This is a genomic window from Jiella sonneratiae, from assembly GCF_017353515.1.
GTDB classification, from domain to species: domain Bacteria; phylum Pseudomonadota; class Alphaproteobacteria; order Rhizobiales; family Rhizobiaceae; genus Jiella; species Jiella sonneratiae.
On the sequence record NZ_JAFMPY010000005.1, the window covers coordinates 22,524 to 42,335 of the forward strand.

At 68.5% G+C, this 19,812-nt stretch carries 19 protein-coding genes; 12 read left to right on the forward strand and 7 right to left on the reverse strand.

Features of this window, described 5'->3' with window-relative positions; translation table 11 throughout:
• Positions 1-32 precede the first annotated feature (32 nt).
• The gene (locus J1C47_RS05990; protein ID WP_281065479.1) at positions 33-938 is read left to right on the forward strand and encodes an NAD(P)-dependent oxidoreductase; all 906 of its coding nucleotides are present in this window, start codon (positions 33-35) and stop codon (positions 936-938) included.
• A gap of 36 nt (positions 939-974) precedes the next feature.
• Here J1C47_RS05990 and J1C47_RS05995 read toward each other — a convergent pair whose 3' ends face one another.
• Positions 975-1,460 (reverse strand): Lrp/AsnC family transcriptional regulator, encoded by a 486-nt coding sequence (locus tag J1C47_RS05995; RefSeq protein ID WP_207349837.1) that lies wholly within the window; start codon positions 1,458-1,460, stop codon positions 975-977.
• 116 nt (positions 1,461-1,576) lie between these two features.
• Positions 1,577-1,981: a winged helix-turn-helix transcriptional regulator gene (locus tag J1C47_RS06000; RefSeq protein WP_425354542.1), complete on the reverse strand. Its 405-nt coding sequence runs from the start codon at positions 1,979-1,981 to the stop codon at positions 1,577-1,579.
• 85 nt (positions 1,982-2,066) lie between these two features.
• Between J1C47_RS06000 and J1C47_RS06005 the strand changes: the two genes are divergently transcribed.
• A complete protein-coding gene (locus tag J1C47_RS06005) occupies positions 2,067-2,678 on the forward strand; it encodes an FMN-dependent NADH-azoreductase (RefSeq protein ID WP_207349838.1) in 612 nt (203 codons plus the stop codon).
• A gap of 256 nt (positions 2,679-2,934) precedes the next feature.
• Here the strand turns inward: J1C47_RS06005 and J1C47_RS06010 are convergent, their stop codons facing one another.
• The gene (locus tag J1C47_RS06010; protein WP_207349839.1) at positions 2,935-3,261 is read right to left on the reverse strand and encodes an SPOR domain-containing protein; all 327 of its coding nucleotides are present in this window, start codon (positions 3,259-3,261) and stop codon (positions 2,935-2,937) included.
• 200 nt (positions 3,262-3,461) lie between these two features.
• Positions 3,462-3,899, reverse strand: coding sequence for a large conductance mechanosensitive channel protein MscL (gene mscL / locus J1C47_RS06015; RefSeq protein WP_207349840.1), 438 nt, complete (start codon positions 3,897-3,899; stop codon positions 3,462-3,464).
• 234 nt (positions 3,900-4,133) lie between these two features.
• Between mscL and J1C47_RS06020 the strand changes: the two genes are divergently transcribed.
• Positions 4,134-5,084 carry a TAXI family TRAP transporter solute-binding subunit gene (locus J1C47_RS06020; RefSeq protein WP_207349841.1) on the forward strand — a complete coding sequence of 317 codons (951 nt, stop codon included), beginning with the start codon at positions 4,134-4,136 and terminating at the stop codon, positions 5,082-5,084.
• Between the two features lie 89 nt (positions 5,085-5,173).
• On the opposite strand, the gene J1C47_RS06025 is transcribed toward J1C47_RS06020, so the two are convergent.
• A complete protein-coding gene (locus J1C47_RS06025; protein WP_207349842.1) occupies positions 5,174-6,115 on the reverse strand; it encodes a nucleoside hydrolase in 942 nt (313 codons plus the stop codon).
• A 383-nt stretch (positions 6,116-6,498) separates the two neighbouring features.
• Here J1C47_RS06025 and J1C47_RS06030 point away from each other — a divergent pair, with 383 nt between their 5' ends.
• From J1C47_RS06030 to J1C47_RS06045, 4 genes are all read left to right on the forward strand, one after another.
• Positions 6,499-6,840, forward strand: coding sequence for a hypothetical protein (locus J1C47_RS06030; protein ID WP_207349843.1), 342 nt, complete (start codon positions 6,499-6,501; stop codon positions 6,838-6,840).
• A 367-nt stretch (positions 6,841-7,207) separates the two neighbouring features.
• Positions 7,208-7,606, forward strand: a complete 399-nt coding sequence (locus J1C47_RS06035; RefSeq protein WP_207349844.1) for a MerR family transcriptional regulator — start codon at positions 7,208-7,210, stop codon at positions 7,604-7,606.
• Positions 7,607-7,791: 185 nt separating this feature from the next.
• Complete coding sequence (locus tag J1C47_RS06040; RefSeq protein WP_207349845.1) at positions 7,792-9,825, forward strand: EAL domain-containing protein; 2,034 nt, start codon at positions 7,792-7,794, stop codon at positions 9,823-9,825.
• Positions 9,822-10,262, forward strand: coding sequence for a BLUF domain-containing protein (locus J1C47_RS06045; RefSeq protein WP_207349846.1), 441 nt, complete (start codon positions 9,822-9,824; stop codon positions 10,260-10,262). The genes J1C47_RS06040 and J1C47_RS06045 overlap by 4 nt, the downstream gene beginning before the upstream one ends.
• 65 nt (positions 10,263-10,327) lie before the next feature.
• Here the strand turns inward: J1C47_RS06045 and J1C47_RS06050 are convergent, their stop codons facing one another.
• Entirely contained in the window at positions 10,328-11,212 is an 885-nt protein-coding gene (locus J1C47_RS06050; protein WP_207349847.1) for a universal stress protein, read from the reverse strand.
• Between the two features lie 203 nt (positions 11,213-11,415).
• Between J1C47_RS06050 and J1C47_RS06055 the strand changes: the two genes are divergently transcribed.
• The 3 genes from J1C47_RS06055 (at position 11,416) to J1C47_RS06065 (ending at position 14,556) form a co-directional block, all read left to right on the forward strand.
• A complete protein-coding gene (locus tag J1C47_RS06055) occupies positions 11,416-13,572 on the forward strand; it encodes a TRAP transporter permease (protein WP_425354543.1) in 2,157 nt (718 codons plus the stop codon).
• Positions 13,569-13,946: a DUF1850 domain-containing protein gene (locus J1C47_RS06060; RefSeq protein WP_207349848.1), complete on the forward strand. Its 378-nt coding sequence runs from the start codon at positions 13,569-13,571 to the stop codon at positions 13,944-13,946. The genes J1C47_RS06055 and J1C47_RS06060 overlap by 4 nt, the downstream gene beginning before the upstream one ends.
• Positions 13,947-14,181: 235 nt before the next feature.
• Positions 14,182-14,556, forward strand: a complete 375-nt coding sequence (locus J1C47_RS06065; protein WP_207349849.1) for a BLUF domain-containing protein — start codon at positions 14,182-14,184, stop codon at positions 14,554-14,556.
• A 51-nt stretch (positions 14,557-14,607) separates the two neighbouring features.
• On the opposite strand, the gene J1C47_RS06070 is transcribed toward J1C47_RS06065, so the two are convergent.
• Positions 14,608-15,255, reverse strand: coding sequence for a TetR family transcriptional regulator (locus tag J1C47_RS06070; protein WP_207349850.1), 648 nt, complete (start codon positions 15,253-15,255; stop codon positions 14,608-14,610).
• 93 nt (positions 15,256-15,348) lie between these two features.
• Between J1C47_RS06070 and J1C47_RS06075 the strand changes: the two genes are divergently transcribed.
• Both J1C47_RS06075 and J1C47_RS06080 read left to right on the forward strand, forming a co-directional pair.
• Positions 15,349-16,551, forward strand: coding sequence for an efflux RND transporter periplasmic adaptor subunit (locus tag J1C47_RS06075; RefSeq protein WP_207349851.1), 1,203 nt, complete (start codon positions 15,349-15,351; stop codon positions 16,549-16,551).
• Positions 16,548-19,694 carry an efflux RND transporter permease subunit gene (locus tag J1C47_RS06080; protein WP_207349852.1) on the forward strand — a complete coding sequence of 1,049 codons (3,147 nt, stop codon included), beginning with the start codon at positions 16,548-16,550 and terminating at the stop codon, positions 19,692-19,694. The genes J1C47_RS06075 and J1C47_RS06080 overlap by 4 nt, the downstream gene beginning before the upstream one ends.
• Positions 19,695-19,812: the final 118 nt, after the last annotated feature.

Here is a 19,812-nt window from a genome sequence, read left to right on the forward strand (position 1 = left end):
CGATTGACCCGCTCTTCGAGCGGTCTAGTTCGTTGACCGAGTCGAACTCGACGGGGAGAGAAGACAGGATGGCCAAGGTCGCATTCATCGGGCTCGGCGTCATGGGCTATCCCATGGCCGGGCATCTGAAGAACAAGGGCGGCCACGACGTCACCGTCTACAATCGCACCGCCGACAAGGCGAAGAAGTGGGCCGACGAACATGGCGGCAGCCACGCGCCGACGCCCCGCGCGGCGGCAGAAGGGTGCGACTTCGTCTTCATGTGCGTCGGCAACGACGACGACGTGCGCTCCGTCGTCTACGGCGAGGACGGCATCTTCGCCGGCATGGGCGACGGCGCGACGCTGATCGACAACACCACCGCCTCCGCCGAGCTTGCCCGCGAACTCGCGGAAGCTGCCGAGGAAAAAGGCTTCAAGTTCGTCGACGCGCCGGTCTCGGGCGGCCAGGCTGGGGCCGAGAACGGCGCCCTCACGGTGATGTGCGGCGGGGCGGAGGCCGATTTCGAAGCGGCGAAGCCGGTGATCGAATGCTACGCCAAGATGGTCGGGCTGATGGGTCCGGCCGGCTCCGGCCAGCTCACCAAGATGATGAACCAGATCTGCATCGCCGGCCTCGTCCAGGGACTGTCGGAATCCATCGCCTTCGGCCAGAAGGCCGGCCTCGACATCGAAAAGGTCGTGTCGGTGATCTCCAAGGGCGCCGCCGGCTCGTGGCAGATGGAAAACCGCCACAAGACCATGGATCAGGGCCATTACGACCACGGCTTCGCGGTCGAGTGGATGCGCAAGGATCTCGGCATCTGCCTCGCGGAGGCCAAGCGCAACGGCGCCCGGCTGCCGGTCACCGCGCTGGTCGACCAGTTCTATGCCGAGGTCGAGGCGATGGGCGGCAGGCGCTGGGACACGTCGAGCCTCCTGGCGCTGCTCAATCGCTGAGATCGTCGGGCAGTTGACGAGGCCGCCTGCCGAGGCTCACTCCCCCCGCGGCTCCTTGTCGAGCACCATGTAGTCGAGCGGCAGCTGGGTGGTGTATTTGATCTGCTCCATCGCGAAGGAGGAGGAGACGTCGCGGATCTCGATCTTCGCGATCATCTTCTTGTAGAAGGCGTCGTAGGCGGCGATGTCCGGCACCACGACGCGCAGCAGATAGTCGACGTCGCCGCTCATCCGGTAGAATTCGATCACCTCGGGAAACTCGCCGATCACCTCGGAGAACCGCTTCAGCCATTCGGTCGAATGGGAATTGGTGCGGATCGCGACGAAGACGGTGACGCGGGCGTTGATCTTCTCCGGATCGAGCACCGCGACCCGCCGCCGGATCACCCCCTCCTCCTCGAGCCGCTGGATGCGGCGCCAGCAGGGCGTCGTCGAAAGCCCGACGCGCTTGGCGACGTCGGCGACGGCGAGCGTGGCGTCTTCCTGCAAGAGGCGCAGGATCTTCTTGTCGAGACGGTCCATGATGCTCCCGCGGTGTCGATCGAGGGCCCGGAATACAGGAGATGGCGCCGGAGCGGTAGACCGGCCCGCCGTACGGGCCGGCCGCCGGCCGCCGGCCGACGCGGCGACCCCCCGCCTCACGTCGCCGGGCTCGCGGCCTCCCGGCCGTCATAGGCGCGCTGCGCCGCCTCGATATGCGCGTGGTTGGCGAAGGCCCAGTCGCCGATCGAACGGACCGGCACGCAGAGCGAATGGCCGAGCTCGGTCAGCGCATAGTCGACCCGCGGCGGGATCGACGGCGTCACCGTCCGCGTCACCAGCCCGTCGCGTTCGAGCCCGCGCAGGGTGAGCGTCAGCATGCGCTGCGAGATCGAGCCGATCGCCCGTTTCAGCTCGCTGAAGCGCTTCGGCCCGTCGGAAAGCAGCATCACCACCAGCACCGACCATTTGTCGCCGATCCGGGACAGGACGCCGCTCACGGCCTGGCAGCTGCACGGAAACCGCTCGGTGGCCGCGGTTACAGCCTTGTTCTCGGGTGTCAAATCTGTGCCTCCTTGCAGTGCAGCATCGCAGTCATTTAATGAGCCTCGGTATCAAATGAATACCAAGTGCTCAGAGGTTACAACGATGAAACTGCTCCACGTCGATTCCAGCATCCTCGGCGAAAATTCCGTCAGCCGCAGCCTCTCCGGGGCGACCGTCGAGCGGCTGCAGAGCGAGATTCCCGGCCTCGAGGTCACCTATCGCGATCTCGTCGCCGCGCCGATCGCGCATCTGACCGCCCATCATCTCGCGGGCCCCGACCAGGATCCGCCGAGCGACCAGATGCTGCGCGACGACCTGAAGGCCGGCGGCGCGGCGCTCGACGAATTCCTCGCCGCGGATATCGTGGTGATCGGCGTCGGTTTCTACAACTTCTCCATCCCGAGCCAGCTGAAGGCCTGGATCGACCGGATCGCGGCGCGCGGCAAGACCTTCCGCTACACCGCGGCGGGGCCCGAGGGGCTGGCCGGCGGCAAGCGCGTCATCCTCACCATCGCGCGCGGCGGCTTCTACGGGGCCGGGACGCCGATCGCCTCTTTCGAACATGCCGAGACCTATCTGCGCACGGTGTTCGGCTTCCTCGGGATCACCGACATCGAGGTGATCGCGGCGGAGGGCATCAATGTCGGGCCGGAGCAGCGCGAGAAGGCGACAAACGACGCGCTCGCCGCGATCGAGAGCCTGAAGGCGGCCTGAGGCGGGGCATGGCGGGGCGGGTCTGCGGCGTCAGGCCGGGTCCCGCATCCTCCGGAGCGCGATCGGACGAGCTTCGCCCGTCAGCGTCCCGCTCCATCTTCTGGTCTGGGCATGATGGGTTCGGAAGTCCGGTTCCCGCCTTTCGGGATCATGCCCGAACGGGTGTCGAGACCGGCCGGCGCGCCGCTCGCCGGCGTGCCGCCGGGCCGGGCGGACGATCCGCCGGGCCTTGCGAGGCGCGCCGGATCGGGAGCGTTCAGAGCCGCGGGCCGTAGAAGCACATGTTCTTCACATAGGCGCTCTTCACCCCGTTCGACTGGAACTGCCGGCGATATTGGTTCGCCTGCCGCTTGCTGACCGGGCCGATCGCCACGGCATAAAAGCCCTTGCCGGCATTGGGGCTGTTGGAATCGTCGAGATTGTAGACCGAGGCGTCGAGATCGCCGGCGTGGTTGTAGGCGGCGTTGCGGCTCTGGAACGCCCCGCCGATCGCATACCAGCCGCAGCCGGAGGCATGGGCGAGAGAGCCCGTCGTGGCGACGAGCGCGACGGCAGCGGCGATGGAGGCTATTCTTCCGGACATGGGCGTTTCTTCCCTAGCGTTAGTTGACGCAGGTTCATAGCAGCGTGCCGGAACGGCTGCCATTCAAAAAGTCGAGGGCATTCAAAACGTCGGGGGATAGAGGCGCGGCGCGCAGGGCGGCGATCCGCCGCGGCGGCGGCGGGGATCGACTGTCGATCTGACCGTGAGGAAGGAGGGCGCGGTCGCGCCCCGCGCTTATATCAGACGCGCCGCTCTGTGCCGATCCCGGTCGCCAGGATGTCGCGGATCTCTTCGAGCAGCTTCTCCTCCCGCGGCACCTCGGCGATCGGCGCCGGCTTTTCCTCTTCCCGGCGCTTCAGCCGGTTCATCAGCTTGACGACGAGAAACAGGATGAAGGCGACGATGAGGAAGTTGATCGTGAGGGTGACGAACTTGCCGTAGGCGAAGACCGGCCCCTGCTTGCGCGCCTCTTCCAGCCCTGCGGCGGAAATGTCGGCCGACAGGGGGATGAACTTGTTGGAAAAGTCGACGCCGCCGGTGATCACCGCGACGAGGGGCATGAAGAGATCGGAGACGATCGAGTTGACGAGGCCGGAAAAGGCCGCGCCGATGATGATGCCGATCGCGAGATCGACCATGTTGCCCTTGAGGGCGAATTCGCGAAATTCCTTGAGCATGGTTCGGGCCGCCGTCGAGAATTTGAGTGGCGCGACGTTAGATAGGCGGCACCGAAACTTTGTCCGCAGGTCTCGTCTCGCCGAAAGCATGCGGTGCTTCGCCGCAAGCTGCCTGCTCGCCGCTCGCCTGGCGGCCGATACCAAGGTTCAGGACGCGGCGGGGTTGAGCTTTCGCCAAGGCCTGTGACAAGTTCCTCGGATGGGCCCGCTCCCGGGTCCCCAGGGAGGAACTTCATGAAACATTTCGCGCGCCTTGCGGCGTCCGCCGTCGTCGCCGGCCTGGCCTTCGCGCCGGCCACGGCCTCGGCACAGCAGTTCATCAACGTGCTCACCGGCGGCACGTCGGGCGTCTACTATCCGCTCGGCGTCGCGCTCGCCAAGATCTACGGCGACAACATCGAGGGCGTGAAGACGCAGGTCCAGTCGACCAAGGCCTCGGTCGAGAACATCAAGCTGATCGCCCAGGGCCGCGGCGAGATCGGCTTCGCGCTGGGCGACTCCGTCAAGGCGGCGGCCGAAGGCAACGAGGAAGCCGGCTTCCCCCAGAAGGTCGAGAAGCTGCGGGCGATCGCGGCGATCTATCCCAACTACGTCCAGATCGTCGCTTCGAAGGATTCCGGCGTCACCGATCTTCAAAGCCTGAAGGGCAAGGCGCTCTCCGTCGGCGCCCCGGCCTCGGGCACCGAGCTGAACGCCCGGGCGATCTTCCAGGCGGCGGGCATGAGCTACGAGGATCTCGGCAAGACCGAATATCTGCCCTTCGCCGAATCCGTCGAGCTGATCAAGAACCGCCAGCTCGACGCGACGCTGCAGTCCGCCGGTCTCGGCGTCGCCTCGATCCGCGACCTCGCCGCCTCGCTGCCGATCACCGTCGTCTCGGTGCCGGCCGAGATCGCCGAGAAGCTCGGCGCGCCGTTCCAGGCGACCGAGATCCCGGCGGGCACCTATGACGGGCAGGACAAGGCGGTGCCGACCCTCGCCATCACCAACATCCTCGTCACCTCGTCGGACGTCTCCGACGAGCTCGCCTATCAGATGACCAAGCAGCTGTTCGAGCACCTGCCGGATCTCGTCGCCGCCCACAATGCGGCGAAGGCCATCGACCCGAAGACCGCGGCGAAGAACCTCCCCGTTCCGCTGCATCCGGGCGCCGAGCGCTACTACAAGGAAGCCGGCCTGCTCTGAGCCGGCAGCGGCACGGGCGCGTCGGCGCCCTCCCGCAGATGAACAGGCGCGCCGGGCAAGTCGTCCGGCGCGCCGTCGCCGGTTTCCGGTCAGGGGAGCCGGCCGATCCGCTCGGTCAACAGCGCGTAGAACCGGTCGGCGTTGCCGGAGCGCACCCAGAAGGCGTTCTTCGGCCGGCCGGTGACGCCCCAATAGTCGGTGACCGTCATGCCGCGGGTGAGCTCGCTCGCCGTTTCGACCTCGACGTTCACCGGCCGGCCCTCGAAAATCGCCGGGTCGAGGACGAAGGCGGTGACGCAGGGGTCGTGCAGCGGGGCGCCGTCCCAGCCGTATTTGCCGATGTCGAAGCGCTCGGAAAAGCCGAGCATCGCCGCGACCGCAGCGCCCGAACGGTTGCCCAGCGCCGCGAAGGCCGCGATGCGCGCCCTGGTCGAGCGCATCTGGTGGGTGACGTCGAGCGGGAGCACGGTGATCGGCACGCCGGAGCGAAACACCATCGCCGCCGCCTGCGGGTCGACATAGACGTTGAACTCGGCCGCCGGGGTGATGTTGCCGCCCTCGAAACAGCCACCGCCCATCATCACCAGCTCCTTCAGCCGCGTGGCGACATCCGGCGCCTTGGCGAAGGCGAGGGCGACGTTGGTGAGCGGTCCGAGCGTCAGCAGCGTGACGGTGCCGGGCGCGCGGGCCCGCACCGTCTCGATGATGAAGTCGGCGCCGTGCATCGCCTGCGGCCGCGTCGTCGGATCCGGCAGGTCGGGGCCGTCGAGCCCGGTCTCGCCATGGACGTGCTCGGCGGTGACGAGGGCGCGTCCCAGCGGCCGGTCGCAGCCGGGATGGACGGGCACCTCGGGCCGGCCCGCCAGCTCGACGAGCTTCAGTGCGTTGCGCGTCGTGTGGGCGAGGGGAATGTTGCCGGCGACGGTGGCAATCCCGAGGACGTCGAGTTCCGGCGAGGCGAGGGCGGCGAGGATCGCGACCGCATCGTCCTGGCCGGGATCGGTGTCGAAGATCACCGCGCGTCTGTCCATCGTCTCGTTCTCCTCGCTCGCCGGGCCGTCTGGGCGGATGCCCCGCTCCCGGCCTCGCCGTCGACGGCAGCGGTGCTGGGGTTTCCACTCCACGTCTCTGATACGAGATCCGCTCGATCAGAGCGGGGGCACGTATCAAGCCCGCGCGGCGAATGAGCGTCTTTGTTTCCGGCACCACGAAGTGATCTGCCGGAAACCGTATGACAGGTTTGCTGCGGCTTTGACAGGTCGCGGTCCCGTCCGCCCCATGCCCGCCCCGTGCCCGCGCTCTTGGCGGATCCGGCCGGGTGAGCGGCGTTGCCGCGGGCGATCGTCGGGACGGCTTGAATTTGCATTGCCTCCCATAAATCCCGAATGTGGGCGCGACCCCTGGAGCAGCCTTGATGAAACTCGAAGAATGGCATCTCAGCGAAAGCGATGGCGTCGAGGAGCGGCAGCTTTCGGCGGAGTACCTGCCCGTCCTCGAAGCTCATCGCCAGGACGACGAGCCGGACCGGATCGAGCGGCTGCGCCGCACCTACGCCATGGCGCAGACCCTCTTCCTGCTGGTTGAGGGACGGCACCTGCCGCCGCGGATCGTCGTCGGGCTGAACGACCACAAGGGCCGGCTGGCGGTGACCTTCGTCGACCGGGAGTGGCAGAAATTCGCCGAGCCGTTCTTCCGTCTCTCCTGGCGGGCGGAGGGCGAATCCTCCGAAAACGTCGTCTCGGCGGTCATGCAGTGACGGGCGCCGGACCGTCGGCGGGCCATGCGGAACGCGCCGGCGGGAACCCGGCCGAGCTTTTGGCGATTATCCAAGGCCCGGTTCGGATTTTGCTTCAATCCGAGCGAAAATCTTCAGCAAAAGCTCGGCTCCGACGGGTGACGGTCCGCCGGCGCGGCGCTAGTGGTCCGGTTCCGACATTCGATTCGCCTCGAACGAGCGGTCTGCCGGATGTCGAAACCGCCGAGGTCACGAGCAGGTTGTTGTTTCTGGTGGAGCATTCGGATCTGACGTTTCAGCCGGGCGCTTGCTGCGTGCGAGCGGGCTCCGGACGACGGGTCCGCTTCGCCGAAACGCGCCGGGACGACGGCATCGAATGACGGTGGACATGCCAGACGACGCGACCTTCTCGATCAGGGACATGGAACGGGAGTTCGGCCTGACGCTGCGCACGCTGCGCTTTTACGAGGAGCGCGGGCTGATCCGCCCGGCCCAGCGCGACGGGCTGCGCGTCTATTCGTGCGCCGACCGGGAGCGTCTGCGGCTTGTCACCCGCTTCAAGTCGCTGGGCTTTCCGCTCGTCGAGGTGAAGGAGATCATCGACCTGATCGAGGCGCCCCGGGACCGCCGCAAGAATCTCGAAGGCCTGCGCTCGCGCCTGTCGGAACAGCGCGAGATCCTGCTCGAACAGTGCCGGGAGCTCGAACGCGTCCTCGGCCTGATGGACGAGACGCTCGCCGAGGTCAGCGGCGAGCTGCGGTCGGTGGCCGGACCCTCGAAGGTCTGAGCCGCTCGCCGGCCCGCCCGGTCTCTGCGTGAGCTCGGCCGGAGGCGCAGCGGCCGCGACGAGATGTCTCGCAAATTTCTTATGCCAGCCTTCCGATATTGGCCGATTTGTTCACCAATCGCGCCGATGCTCGCTTTGCGGGTCGCGTTTGTCGCGGCCGATATGCCTGGGAGGAGTGGGCAAGCGTGCCGGTTCTCAGCTGTATCTTCGCCGAGCACGATCTCGGCATGGTGCTGCTCGCGGCGCTGATGTGCGTCGCCGGATCCTTCGTGACGGTGCGGCTGTGGCGGCGGACGCTCCAGGCGAGCGGCCGGATGCGTCTGGAATGGTCGTTTCTCACCGGCGTGACCGCCGGCGCGGCGATCTGGGCGACGCATTTCATCGCCATGCTCGGCTATCTGGCTCCGGTCCCGGTCTCCTTCGACGCGCAGCTCACCATCGTCTCCATCGTGATCGCCATCGCCGGGACCGGCCTCGGCGTCTACCTGTCCGCCCCCGAACGCGGCCGCATCGCGCCGCTCGTCGGCGGGGCGACCATCGGCCTGTCGATCGCCGCGATGCACTATGTCGGCATGTTCGCCTACCGGGTGGACGGCGTGGTCTCGTGGAGCGACTTCTACATCGCCCTGTCGATCGCGAGCGCCATCGGCTTTTCCGTCGTCTCGACCGCGCTGGTGCGGGCCTCCCTGACCGAAAAGGGCCGGCGCTACCGCCATCTTGCGGTCGCAAGCCTCGTCGTCGCGATCGTCGCCCTGCACTTCACCGCGATGACCGCCTTCTCCGTCTCGCCGGTCGCCGGGCTTTCCTCCGGCGCCGACAGCGCGGCGTTCCAGGCGATGGCGATGGCCGTGGCGATCGCCGCCACGATCATCGTCTTCACCGGCTTGTCGAGCCACGTCATCGACGACGACACGCGGGCGGCCAGCCGGAGGGAGCTCGAATACATCGCCTCCCACGACGAACTCACCGGGCTCTCGAACCGCCGGAAGTTCGCCGCCGACCTCGAAGAGCACTGCCGCCCGGGCGCCGGGCCGTTCCATCTGGTGATGGTCGATCTCGACCGGTTCAAGCCGGTCAACGACACGCTCGGCCATGCCCTCGGCGACCGGGTGCTGAGCGTTGCCGCCGGCCGCATCCGCCACGTCATTCCCGCCGGCGCGCAGCTCGCGCGGCTCGGCGGCGACGAGTTCGCCTTCATCGCCGGCGGCATGTCCGACGATCAGGTCGACGATCTCTGCCGGCGGCTGGTCGAGGTGCTGTCGCGGCCGGTGATCACCCAGGGCCATGTCATCGAACTCGGCGCGAGCATGGGCGCCGTGCGCGCCTTTGCGGACGGAACGACGCCCGACGAACTGATCCAGAATGCCGACATCGCGCTCTACGCTGCGAAGGACGCCGGCCGTTCGTGCCACCGGTTCTTCGAGGCCAGGATGGCGGAGAAGATCCAGCTCCGCCGCGCCCTGGAGCAGGATTTGCGGCGCGCCATCAGCCGCGACGAACTCGAGGTCCACTACCAGCCGAAGGTCGATGCGCGGAGCGGCGCCTTCACCGGGGCGGAGGCGCTGGTCAGGTGGAACCATCCCGAACGGGGCCAGCTGTCGCCAGCGGTCTTCGTCCCGCTCGCCGAGGAACTCGGACTGATCAACGCGATCGGCGCCTGGGTGCTCGCCCGGGCCTGCGCCGACGCGGCGACCTGGCCGCCCCATATGTGCGTCGCGGTCAATCTCTCGCCGGTCCAGATCATGGACCGCCGGCTCGTCCGCTCGATCCGCAAGATCCTCAAGGAGACCGGCTATCCCGCCGAGAGGCTCGAACTCGAGATCACCGAGACCGCGCTCCTCGGCAACGACGTGCAGGCGCTGGCGACGCTGAAGGAGATCCGTGCCCTCGGGATGAAGATCTCGCTCGACGATTTCGGCACCGGCTATTCCTCGCTGAGCTATCTGCACCGCTTCCCGATCGACCGGATCAAGATCGATCGCTCCTTCGTCGCCCGCTCGCCGAACGACGCCGGCAGCGCGTCGATCATCCAGGCGATCGCAAGGCTCGGTGCCAGCCTCGGGATCAAGGTGACGGCGGAAGGCATCGAGACCGAATCGCAGCGGCGCTTTTCCAGCGACGAGGGCTGCAGCGAGCTGCAGGGCTATCTGATCAGCAGGCCGGTGCCCCATGCCCAGCTCGCCGCGCTCTTCGCCAAGGCCCGCACGGAGGTCGCATGACCAGCACCCCGACACCCGCCCCTTCCGTGCAGCGCGTCCTCTATCGCAGCAAGGCGAAGCGCATCGGCGGCGCGCCGCTCGCCCCGCGGGACGTCGCGGCGATCGTCGACACCTCCGTGCGCAACAACCGGTCCTGCGGGCTGTCGGGGATCCTCCTGAAGGTCGACGACACCTTCATCCAGCTGGTCGAGGGCGAGCAGCGGGCCATCGAAGCGACCTTCGAGCGGATCTGCGTCGACGAGCGCCATTCGGACCTCGTGCTGATCGACATGATCACCGCCGAGACGCGGCTGTTCCCGGAATGGTCGATGGCGCATGTCGGGTCCGACGCGGATCCGATGCGGCTGCAGGTCAATCGCGACCTGAAGGAGATCTCCTTCACCGTCGAGACCCATCCCGAAGCGGCGTTGAAACAGATGCGCGCGCTGCTTCGCTGAGGCGACCCCTGCCGCCCTGCGCCCCCCGCAGGCGCCGCGCCCCCGGGTCCGCCGCCGCTCGCGCCTCAGTGCGCCATGAACACCGGCAGCTCGGCCTTCGACAGGATCTGGCTGGTCGCGCCCCCGAAGATCATCTGGCGCAGCCGGCTCTGGGTGTAGGCGCCCTTGAGGAGAAGGTCGGCGCCGAGGGCGGCCGCCTCCTTGAGGATCTGCTCGCCCGAGCGGATGCCGCCGGCCGGCAGCAGCTTCAGCTCGACCGGGACGCCGCATCGCGCCAGCCGCCGCTGGATCAGCGCCCCCGAGGGCTGGTCGTTGAGACCGCCGTCGTCGGCGATGACGACGACCCGCTCGGCGGAACGCAGGAACGGCCGCGCGAAGGCGATGGTGCGCGCCGTCTCGCTGGAGCCGTTCCAGGCGACGGCGACGGTCCTGCCGAAGCCGCGCGACACCGGGTGCGGCGGCGCGATCAGGATCGGCCCGCCGCTTTCGAACAGCGCCGATTCGAGCGTCGTGATCGATGCGCCTTCCGGCCGCGGGCGACAGACCACGGTAAGGTCGAAGGCGCGGCCATAGGCGCCGAGAAACGCGTCGCCCGCCATCGTCCGGTCGTTCCACGCCCAGGACGGGCCGGCAGAGGCCTCGCCGGGCGCATCGGACGGGGCCGCCGCGCCCGCCGCCGGCTCCTCGAAGGCCGGCGCGATCGGCACGTCCTCCTCCGACATCACCCTGGCGGCGAGGCGCCGGGCCTCGTCGCGGATGCGGCGGTGGTCGAACTCGGCACCGTTCATGATGGCGACGCCCGCCGGGTCCCAGGTGAGGTTCACCAGCGGCGGCAGCTGCAGCGCGAAGCTCTCGACATGGCCGGCGAAGCGCCGGGCGACCTCGGCGGCCATGCGCAGGGCATGCTCGCTGTCGCCATGGGTCTCCGCCGGTACGAGGATCGCCTTCATCGCCCTTCTCCCGCCTCTCGAAGCTGATCTGCGGGCCCGATCCCGCCGCGCCGAAGAAGAGCCGAAACGCCGGGCGAAGGCAACCGCGCTGCGATTGCCGGCTCCGACGCCGCGGCCGGCCGGCGGACCTGCCCGCCGTTTGCCCTGCCGGCGGCGGGCCGCTAGTGTCGCGGCTCACCGACGCCTTGGGAGGGGCCGCCGCCATGCACGATCAGAGGACGCGCGAGACCCGGGCCGCCGACGCCATGGCGATGGACGAGGAAGAAGCCGAGCTGCACGATGCCCTCGCCGCGAGCTTCCCGGCGAGCGCCGAGGGCCGCCTGCTGTTCGTGATCGCGATCGCCTTCTCGACCTTCCAGCTCCTCACCGCCGCCCATCTGTGGGACCTGCCGAGCCAAATCGTCCGGGCCGTCCATGTCGGCTTCCTCTGTCTCCTCGGTCTGCCGCTGGTCGCGGCGGTCCGCAAGGAGCCGCAGGCGCTGAGGGCGCTGTTCTGGCTGCTCGGCATCCTCGGCATGGCGGTGGCCGCCTATCAGTGGTGGGAGTACAAGGCGCTGATCTTCCGGGCCGGCACGCCACTGCCCCAGGATACCGTCGTCGGCGTCGTGGCGCTCGTCGTCCTCTTCGTCGCGACCTGGCGGATCATGGGCCCGGCGCTGCCGATCATCGCCGGCCTGTTCCTCGCCTACTGCCTGTTCGGGGAATATCTCCCCTCCCCCTTCGTGACCCGCGGCTACGACTTTTCCCAGGTGATCGACCACATGGCCTTCGGCACCGAGGGCATCTACGGCATCCCGACCTACGTCTCCTCGAGCTACATCTTCCTGTTCATCCTGTTCGGCTCGTTCCTCGAACGCGCCGGCATGATCCGGCTGTTCACCGACGTCGCGCTCGGCCTCGTCGGCGGCGCCAAGGGCGGTGCGGCGAAGGTCGCGGTGTTCTCCTCCGGCCTGATGGGGACGATCTCCGGCTCCGGCGTCGCCAACGTCGTCACCACCGGCCAGTTCACCATTCCGTTGATGAAGCGCTTCGGCTACCGGGCGGAATTTGCCGGCGGCGTCGAGGCGACCGCCTCCATGGGCGGCCAGATCATGCCGCCGGTGATGGGCGCCGTCGCCTTCATCATGGCGGAGACGCTGAACGTCGCCTATGCCGAGGTGGTCAAGGCCGCGCTGATCCCGGCGATCCTCTATTTCGCCTCGGTGTTCTGGATGGTGCATCTGGAAGCCGGCAAGCGGAACCTCCTCGGCCTCGCCAGGGACGAGATCCCCTCGGCTCTCGGCGCCCTGAAGACCGGCTGGTACCTGATCCTGCCGCTCGCCGTTCTGGTCTGGCTGCTGTTTGCCGGCTACACGCCGCTCTATGCCGGCACGATCGGCCTCGCGCTGACCGCCCTCCTGATCCTCGGCGCGCCGCTGGCTTCCCGCATGCCGGGGCTCGCGCTGCGCGTCGTCTTCTGGATCGCCGTCGGCCTCGCGGCGGCGGCCTTCTTCGACTACGGCATCATGCCGATCGTCGTGGCGCTCGCCGTGCTCGTCGCCGCCTGCGCCCTCTTCAAGGGCGGCCGGGCGACGCTGGTCGACGTGCGCGACGCTCTGGCCGACGGCGCCAAGACGGCGCTGCCGGTCGGCATCGCCTGCGCCATCGTCGGCATCATCGTCGGCACCATGACGCTGACCGGCGTCGCCAACACCTTCGGCCAGTTCATCGTCTCCGTCGGCGCGACGTCGCTGTTCCTGTCGCTCGTCCTGACGATGATCACCTGCATCATCCTCGGCATGGGCATCCCGACGATCCCGAACTACATCATCACCTCGTCGATCGCCGGCCCCGCCCTCCTCGCTTTGGGGGTGCCGCTGATCGTCTCCCACATGTTCGTCTTCTATTTCGGCATCCTCGCCGACCTGACGCCGCCGGTGGCGCTCGCCTGCTTCGCCGCCGCGCCGATCGCCCGGGCGCCGGGGCTGAAGATCTCCTTCGAGGCGATCAAGGTGGCGCTCGCCGGCTTCGTCATCCCGTTCATGGCGGTCTATACGCCCGCGCTGATGCTGCAGGACGGCGGGCCGCTGGCCACCGAGATCGGCTATCCGCTCGCCGTCGCCTACATCCTCGTCAAGGCGTGCCTCGCCATCGGTCTCTGGGGTGCGGCGGCGATCGGCCATCTCGTCAGGCCGATGCCGTGGTGGCAGCGGCTGCTGGCCGCCGCCTCGTCCTTCACCCTGATCGCCGCGCTGCCGCTGACCGACGAGATCGGCTTCGCCCTGGCGGTGCTGCTGATCGTCGTCCACGTCGTTCTCGGCAAGGGCGAGGCGCCGGCCGGGCCGGCACCCCGGCGCAGCGGCCGGACGCCGGCGGAATGATCTGCGTCCTTTCCGCCGGCAAGACCGCGATCTTCGCCGCGAGCAGCTTCGTCCTCGCCTGGACCCATTCGGTCGAAAAGACCCGCTGGGAAGAGCATTGGACCGCCGGGCCGCAGGGGCTGACGGTGACCGAGGGCCGCATCGAGGGCTCGGGCGCCGGCATGGAACCGCCGGACAACGCAAGGCTCGAGGGGAACGCCTATGTCTATGCGCTCGATCGCCGGCCGATCGCCGAACTCGTCCTCGCCGCCTCGGGCGGCACGGTCAGCGGCTGGCGCTTCTGTGCGAAGGGTTCGCCCTGCGTCGAGCTGGGGCGAAAGGCCGAGGCCCCGATCGTGATAAGCTGGTGCCCCGCGCCGGCCGACGGCCGGTAGTCGTCGCCCCTGGCGGCGCGGCCGCCGCTCCTGCCGCTCCTGCCCCGGCCTTCTGTCTCGGGCGCCCGTCGCCGAACGCCGTCGCCTCGACGCGTCGTTCGCCTCCCGAGGGTGGACTTGTCCGCCCCGCGTCCCTACGATGGCGCCGCATGCGCTGATAACGATGACGGGACGGGTGAGGCGCCAATTCGAAAGGACGTGGACCCGATCCGCGTCGTATTTGCTCGGGGCGCAGATGCGGCACATCTCCTATACCAGCCTGGCGAACGGGCTGACCGGCGAGGATTTCGCCGGCATCGTCGATCATGCCAGAGAGTGGAACCGCCGCCACGAGGTGCGCGGCGCCATCGCTTTCGACGGCCGGATGATCACCCAGATCCTGCAGGGGCCGCCGGAGACGGTGGACCGGCTGTTCATGCGCATAAGGGCCGACCAGCGGCATGGCGGCGTCGTGCTGCAGTCGCGGGCCGACATTCCCGATTCGCAGTTCGAAGGCTTCGGGCTCAGCCGGATGACGCCTTCCGATCTCTTCATGATCGCGGTCGAGATCGAGGAACGGCACGGCGCGGGCGACCGCGCCGCCGACCCGCTGGTGGAGCGCTTCGGCTGAGGCGGGCCGCGGCGCCTTGAGATCGGCCGGTGTCCGCCGCGACGCGCCTGATCACGCGTCCGGCGCCGCCCTGCCGCGCGCCGGGCCGGCGCCGCGAAAGCTCGAAAACAGCGCCTCCAGCATCGGCTGGCCCGTCGCCATGAGGTCGAAGCCCTCGTCGGTCTTCAGCCAGTGGGTGAAGAGGCCCTGTACCGCGGCGAAATAGGCGCTCGAGGCGGTCTTCGCCGTCCAGGGCGACGCGAGACGACCCTCGCTCTCGGCCCTGACGAAGATCCGCTCCGTCCGCGCGCAGAAATCGCTCTCGCTCTCGCGCAGGCAGGCGAGCGCCTCCTGCATCTCGCCGACATATTCGCAGCGGAACAGGAGGATCGTGTAGACCCGCTTGCCGCGCCCGTCCGTCGGCGCGAAGCGCAAGAGTTCCAGCGTCGCCTCGAACAGCGCGGCGAAGACGTCCTCGGCGGCGAGCAGCCGGTCGACGTCGAAGAACCGCTCCTTGGGCAGGTGCGCGCGGTCCTGCATCGCCCGGAACAGGTCGAGCTTGTTCTGGAAGTGCCAGTAGATCGCGCCGCGCGTCATCCCGGCAGCCTCGGCGATCTGCGAGAGCGTGGTGGCGGCGACGCCCTGGCGGAAGAACACCGCCTCCGCCGCGTCGAGGATCGCCTCGCGGGTCCTGTCGGCACATTCCTTCGTTCGTCGCAACGGTCACCTCCTTGCCGTCATACATACATGCATGTATTTTGTGTGCGATGCAACATGGCCGGCGCCGCGTCGCGACCACCGAAAGGCTTTTCCATGCAATGGGTTGATCTTCGCAGGGCGGTCGCCGTGCTCGCCTTGGTCATGTCGTCGTGCCTCCCCGCCATGGCCCAGGCGCCGAAGATGCCGCCGCCCGAGGTCACCGTCGAGACCCTCGCGGCCCGCGACGTCCCGGTCGTCTACGAATATCCCGGCCGGATCGCCGCCTCGCGCGAGGTCGAGGTGCGCGCCCGCGTCGGCGGCATCCTGCTCGGCCGCGAATTCGAGGAAGGGGCGCGGGTGAAGAAGGGCGATTTGCTGTTCCGCATCGATCCGGCGACCTACCAGGCCCAGGTCGCCCTCGCCAAGGCGCAGGTCGCCCAGGCCGAGGCGCAGCTTTCCCAGGCCCGGCGCACCGAGGAGCGGGCGGTCGCCCTGACGAAGCGCGGCGCCTCCAGCCAGTCGACCCTCGACGACGCGATTTCCTCCCGTCAACTCGCCGCCGCCCAGGTCGAGGCGGCCGAGGCGCAGCTCCGCACCGCCCAGCTCTCCCTCGACTACGCGACGGTGACCGCCCCCGTCGCGGGCATCACCAGCCTCGAACAGGTGCCGGAGGGCTCGCTGCTGTCGACCGGCGACCTCGTCACCAAGATCAGCCAGATCGATCCGGTCTACGCCAATTTCTCGGCCGCCGACACCGAGGCCGCCTCGATCCGCGAGATGGTCGAGAAGGGGGCGCTCGAAGCCGCCGACGAGGCCGCCGAACTCAGGGTCGAGATCCTCTTCGGCGACGGCTCGACCTATGGCGAGACCGGCCGGATCGACTTCACCTCGACCTCGATCGACACCGAGACGGGGACGATCCTGTCGCGCACCGTGATGCCGAACCCGAAGGGCGAGCTGCTTCCCGGCCAGTTCGTACGGCTGCGGCTGAAGGGCCTCGTCGCCAAGGACGCGATCGTTATTCCCGCCGAAGCGCTGATGCAGGGCCCGCAGGGAATGTTCGTCTACACGGTCGGCGACAAGGACGTCGCGGCCGTCGCGCCCATCACCGTCGCGCGGCAGATCGCCGACGGCTACATCGTCGAGACCGGGCTGAAGCCCGGCGACCGGCTGATCACCAGGGGGGTCGTCAAGGTGCGGCCCGGCGCGCCGGTCAAGCCTGCCGGCGACGCGCCGGCAGAGACGCCGGCCGCGGGACATGGCGGCGGCGCCGGCGGCAATTCGGCCGCGCCCGCCAAGGAGACGGCCGAGCGATGAGCCACCGTTTCTTCGTCGACCGCCCGATCTTCGCGGCGGTGATCTCGATCGTCATCACCCTCGGCGGCATCCTGGCGATGCGCTCGATGCCGATCGAGCAGTATCCGCAGCTCGTCCCGCCGCAGGTGGTGGTCACCGCCAGCTATCCCGGCGCTTCCGCCGAGACCATCGCCCAGACCGTTTCGGCGCCGATCGAGCAGCAGATCAACGGCGTCGAGGACATGATCTACATGCAGTCGACGAATTCCTCGACGGGAACGGCGTCGATCGCGGTCACCTTCGCCTCGGGGACCGACCCCGACCAGGCGACGATCAACGTCAACAACCGCGTCCAGCAGGCCATGGCCTCGCTGCCGGAGGAGGTGCAGCGGCTCGGCGTGACGGTCAACAAGCGCTCCTCGCAGATCCTCGCGGTCATCACCATGGCCTCGAAGGATCCGCGATACGACGCGACCTACGTCTCGAACTACGCCCTGCTCTACGTGCTCGACGAGCTGAAGCGCCTGCCGGGCATCGGCGAGGCGCAGCTCTTCGGCGCCCGCAACTATTCGATGCGCATCTGGCTGCAGCCGGACCGGCTCGCCCAGTACGGCCTGACGCCGACCGACGTCGCCGAGGCGATCCGCGACCAGAACTCGCAGTTCGCCGCCGGCCAGTTCGGCGCGCCGCCGACCGACAAGAGCCTCGCCTTCACCTATTCGGTGACCACCGAGGGGCGGCTGCCGGATGCCGAATCCTTCGAGAACATCATCCTGCGGTCCGACAAGAACGGCGCGTCGCTGCTCCTGAAGGACGTCGCCAGGGTCGAGCTCGGCGCCCAGGACTACGGCTTCAACGGCTCCTACAACGGCACGCCGGCCGTGCCGATCGGCATCTACCTGCAGCCGGGCGCCAACGCCATCGCGACGCTCGAGGCGGTGAACCAGCGGATGGGCGAGCTGCAGAAGTCGTTTCCGGACGGCATCACCTGGGCGATCCCCTTCGACACGACGAAGTTCATCCAGGCTTCGATCGAGGAGGTGATCCACACCTTCGTCGAGGCGATGGTGCTGGTCTTCGTCGTCGTCTTCGTCTTCCTGCAGTCGTTCCGCGCCACGCTGATCCCGATGCTCGCCGTGCCGGTGTCGATTCTCGGCACCTTCGGGGCGCTCCTCGCATTCGGCTTCTCCATCAACCTCCTGACGCTGTTCGGCCTGGTGCTGGCCATCGGGATCGTCGTCGACGACGCCATCGTCGTGCTCGAAAACGTCGAGCGGATCATGTCGAGCGAGGGGCTGTCGCCGAAGGAGGCGACGGCCAAGGCGATGAGCGAGGTGACCGGGCCGGTCGTCGCCATCGTCCTGGTGCTGTGCGCGGTCTTCGTGCCGGTCGCCTTCCTCGGCGGTCTCGCCGGCACGATGTACCGCCAGTTCGCACTCACCATCGCGGTCTCGGTGACGATCTCCGGCATCGTCGCGCTGTCGCTGACGCCGGCGCTGTGTTCGGTGATCCTGAAGCCGGCGCATGGCCGGCCGATCGCGCCGTTCCGCTGGTTCAACGCCGGCTTTGCCGGGCTGACCCGCGCCTACGGGGCGGGCGTCGCCTTCCTGATGCGGCGGGCGTTGCTGGCGCTCGTCCTGTTCGCCGGCCTGTGCTTCGGGATCTGGCACTTCATGTCGACGCTGCCCGGTTCGCTGGTGCCGGACGAGGACCAGGGCGTCAACTTCGCCGTGGCGATCCTGCCGCCGGCCGCCTCGCTGCAGCGCACGACCGCGGTCATGAACGAGGTCGTCGCCAATCTGCGCCGGCACCCGGCGGTCAAGGACGTCACCGCCTTCGCCGGCTTCGATCTCCTCGCCGGCGTCCAGAAGACCTCCGCCGGCGTCGCTTTCATCACCCTGAAGGACTGGGCCGAGCGCACCGACCCGGCGCTCGACGCGCGCAAGCTCGTCGGCCCGTTCATCGGCATGAACATGGGCGTCGAGGACGGGCTGGTGCTCGCCTTCAACCCGCCGCCGATCCAGGGCCTGTCGACCACCGGCGGCTTCGACCTGTTCGTCCAGGACCGGCGGGGCCAGGGCTCCGAGGCGCTGCTGAAGGTCGCGAACGACGTCGTCGCCGCCGCCGCCAAGCGGCCGGAACTCGCCGGCGTCCGCACCTCCTTCTCGGCCAACGTCCCGCAGTACCGCATCGACGTCGACCGCCAGAAGGCGAAATCGCTGAACGTGCCGATCGCCTCGATCTTCACCACCATGCAGGCGACCTTCGGCACGCTCTACGTCAACGACTTCACCCTGCTCGGCCGCAACTACCGCGTCACGCTGCAGTCGGAATCCGACTTCCGCCAGTCGCCGGAGGACCTGCGCTTCGTCTATGTGAAGTCGTCGAGTGGTTCGATGATCCCGCTCGACACGCTGCTCGACGTCAAGCGCGTCGTCGGGCCGGACCTCATCGAGCGCTTCAACGCCTTCAACGCCGCGAAGATCTCCGGCGGGCCGGCGCCGGGCTATTCCTCCGGCCAGGCGCTCGCGGCGATGCAGGCGGTCGCGGCCGAGGTGCTGCCCGAGGACTTCGAACTCGCCTGGACCGGCTCGGCCTATCAGGAGCTGCAGGCCGGCGGCACCGGCGGTCTTGCCATCGGCTTCGGCATCCTGATGGTGTTTTTGATCCTCGCCGCGCTCTACGAGCGCTGGACGCTGCCCGTCGCCGTCATCCTGGCGGTGCCCTTCGCGGTGTTCGGCGCCTTGACCGCGATCTGGCTGCGCGGCCTCGACAACGACGTCTACTTCCAGATCGGCCTCGTCACGCTGGTCGGCCTCGCGGCGAAGAACGCCATCCTCATCGTCGAATTCGCCGTCCTGAAGCGCGATGAGGGGATGTCGGCCTTCGACGCCGCGCTGGAGGGTGCGAAGCTGCGCTTCCGGCCGATCGTCATGACCTCGCTCGCCTTCATCCTCGGCGTGCTGCCGCTGGCGATCTCGACGGGTGCCGGCTCGGCCTCGCGCCATTCCATCGGCACCGGGGTCATCGGCGGCATGCTGGCGGCGACCTTCGTCGCGATCTTCTTCATCCCGCTGTTCTACCGGCTCCTCGCGCGGGACCGCCGCGGCATCGACAGGAGCCGCCCGGCCGGAGAGCTTTCGGCGCCGCAGCCGGCCGAGTAACGAGTACGGCCGGCGCCGAAGAAGGGGCGGGCGCCGCTGACCGGCGCCCGCCCGTCTGCCCGCAATCGAAGGCATGATCGCGAAGGGATGGAAGCGGTTTCGGAAAGGCTTCATGCCC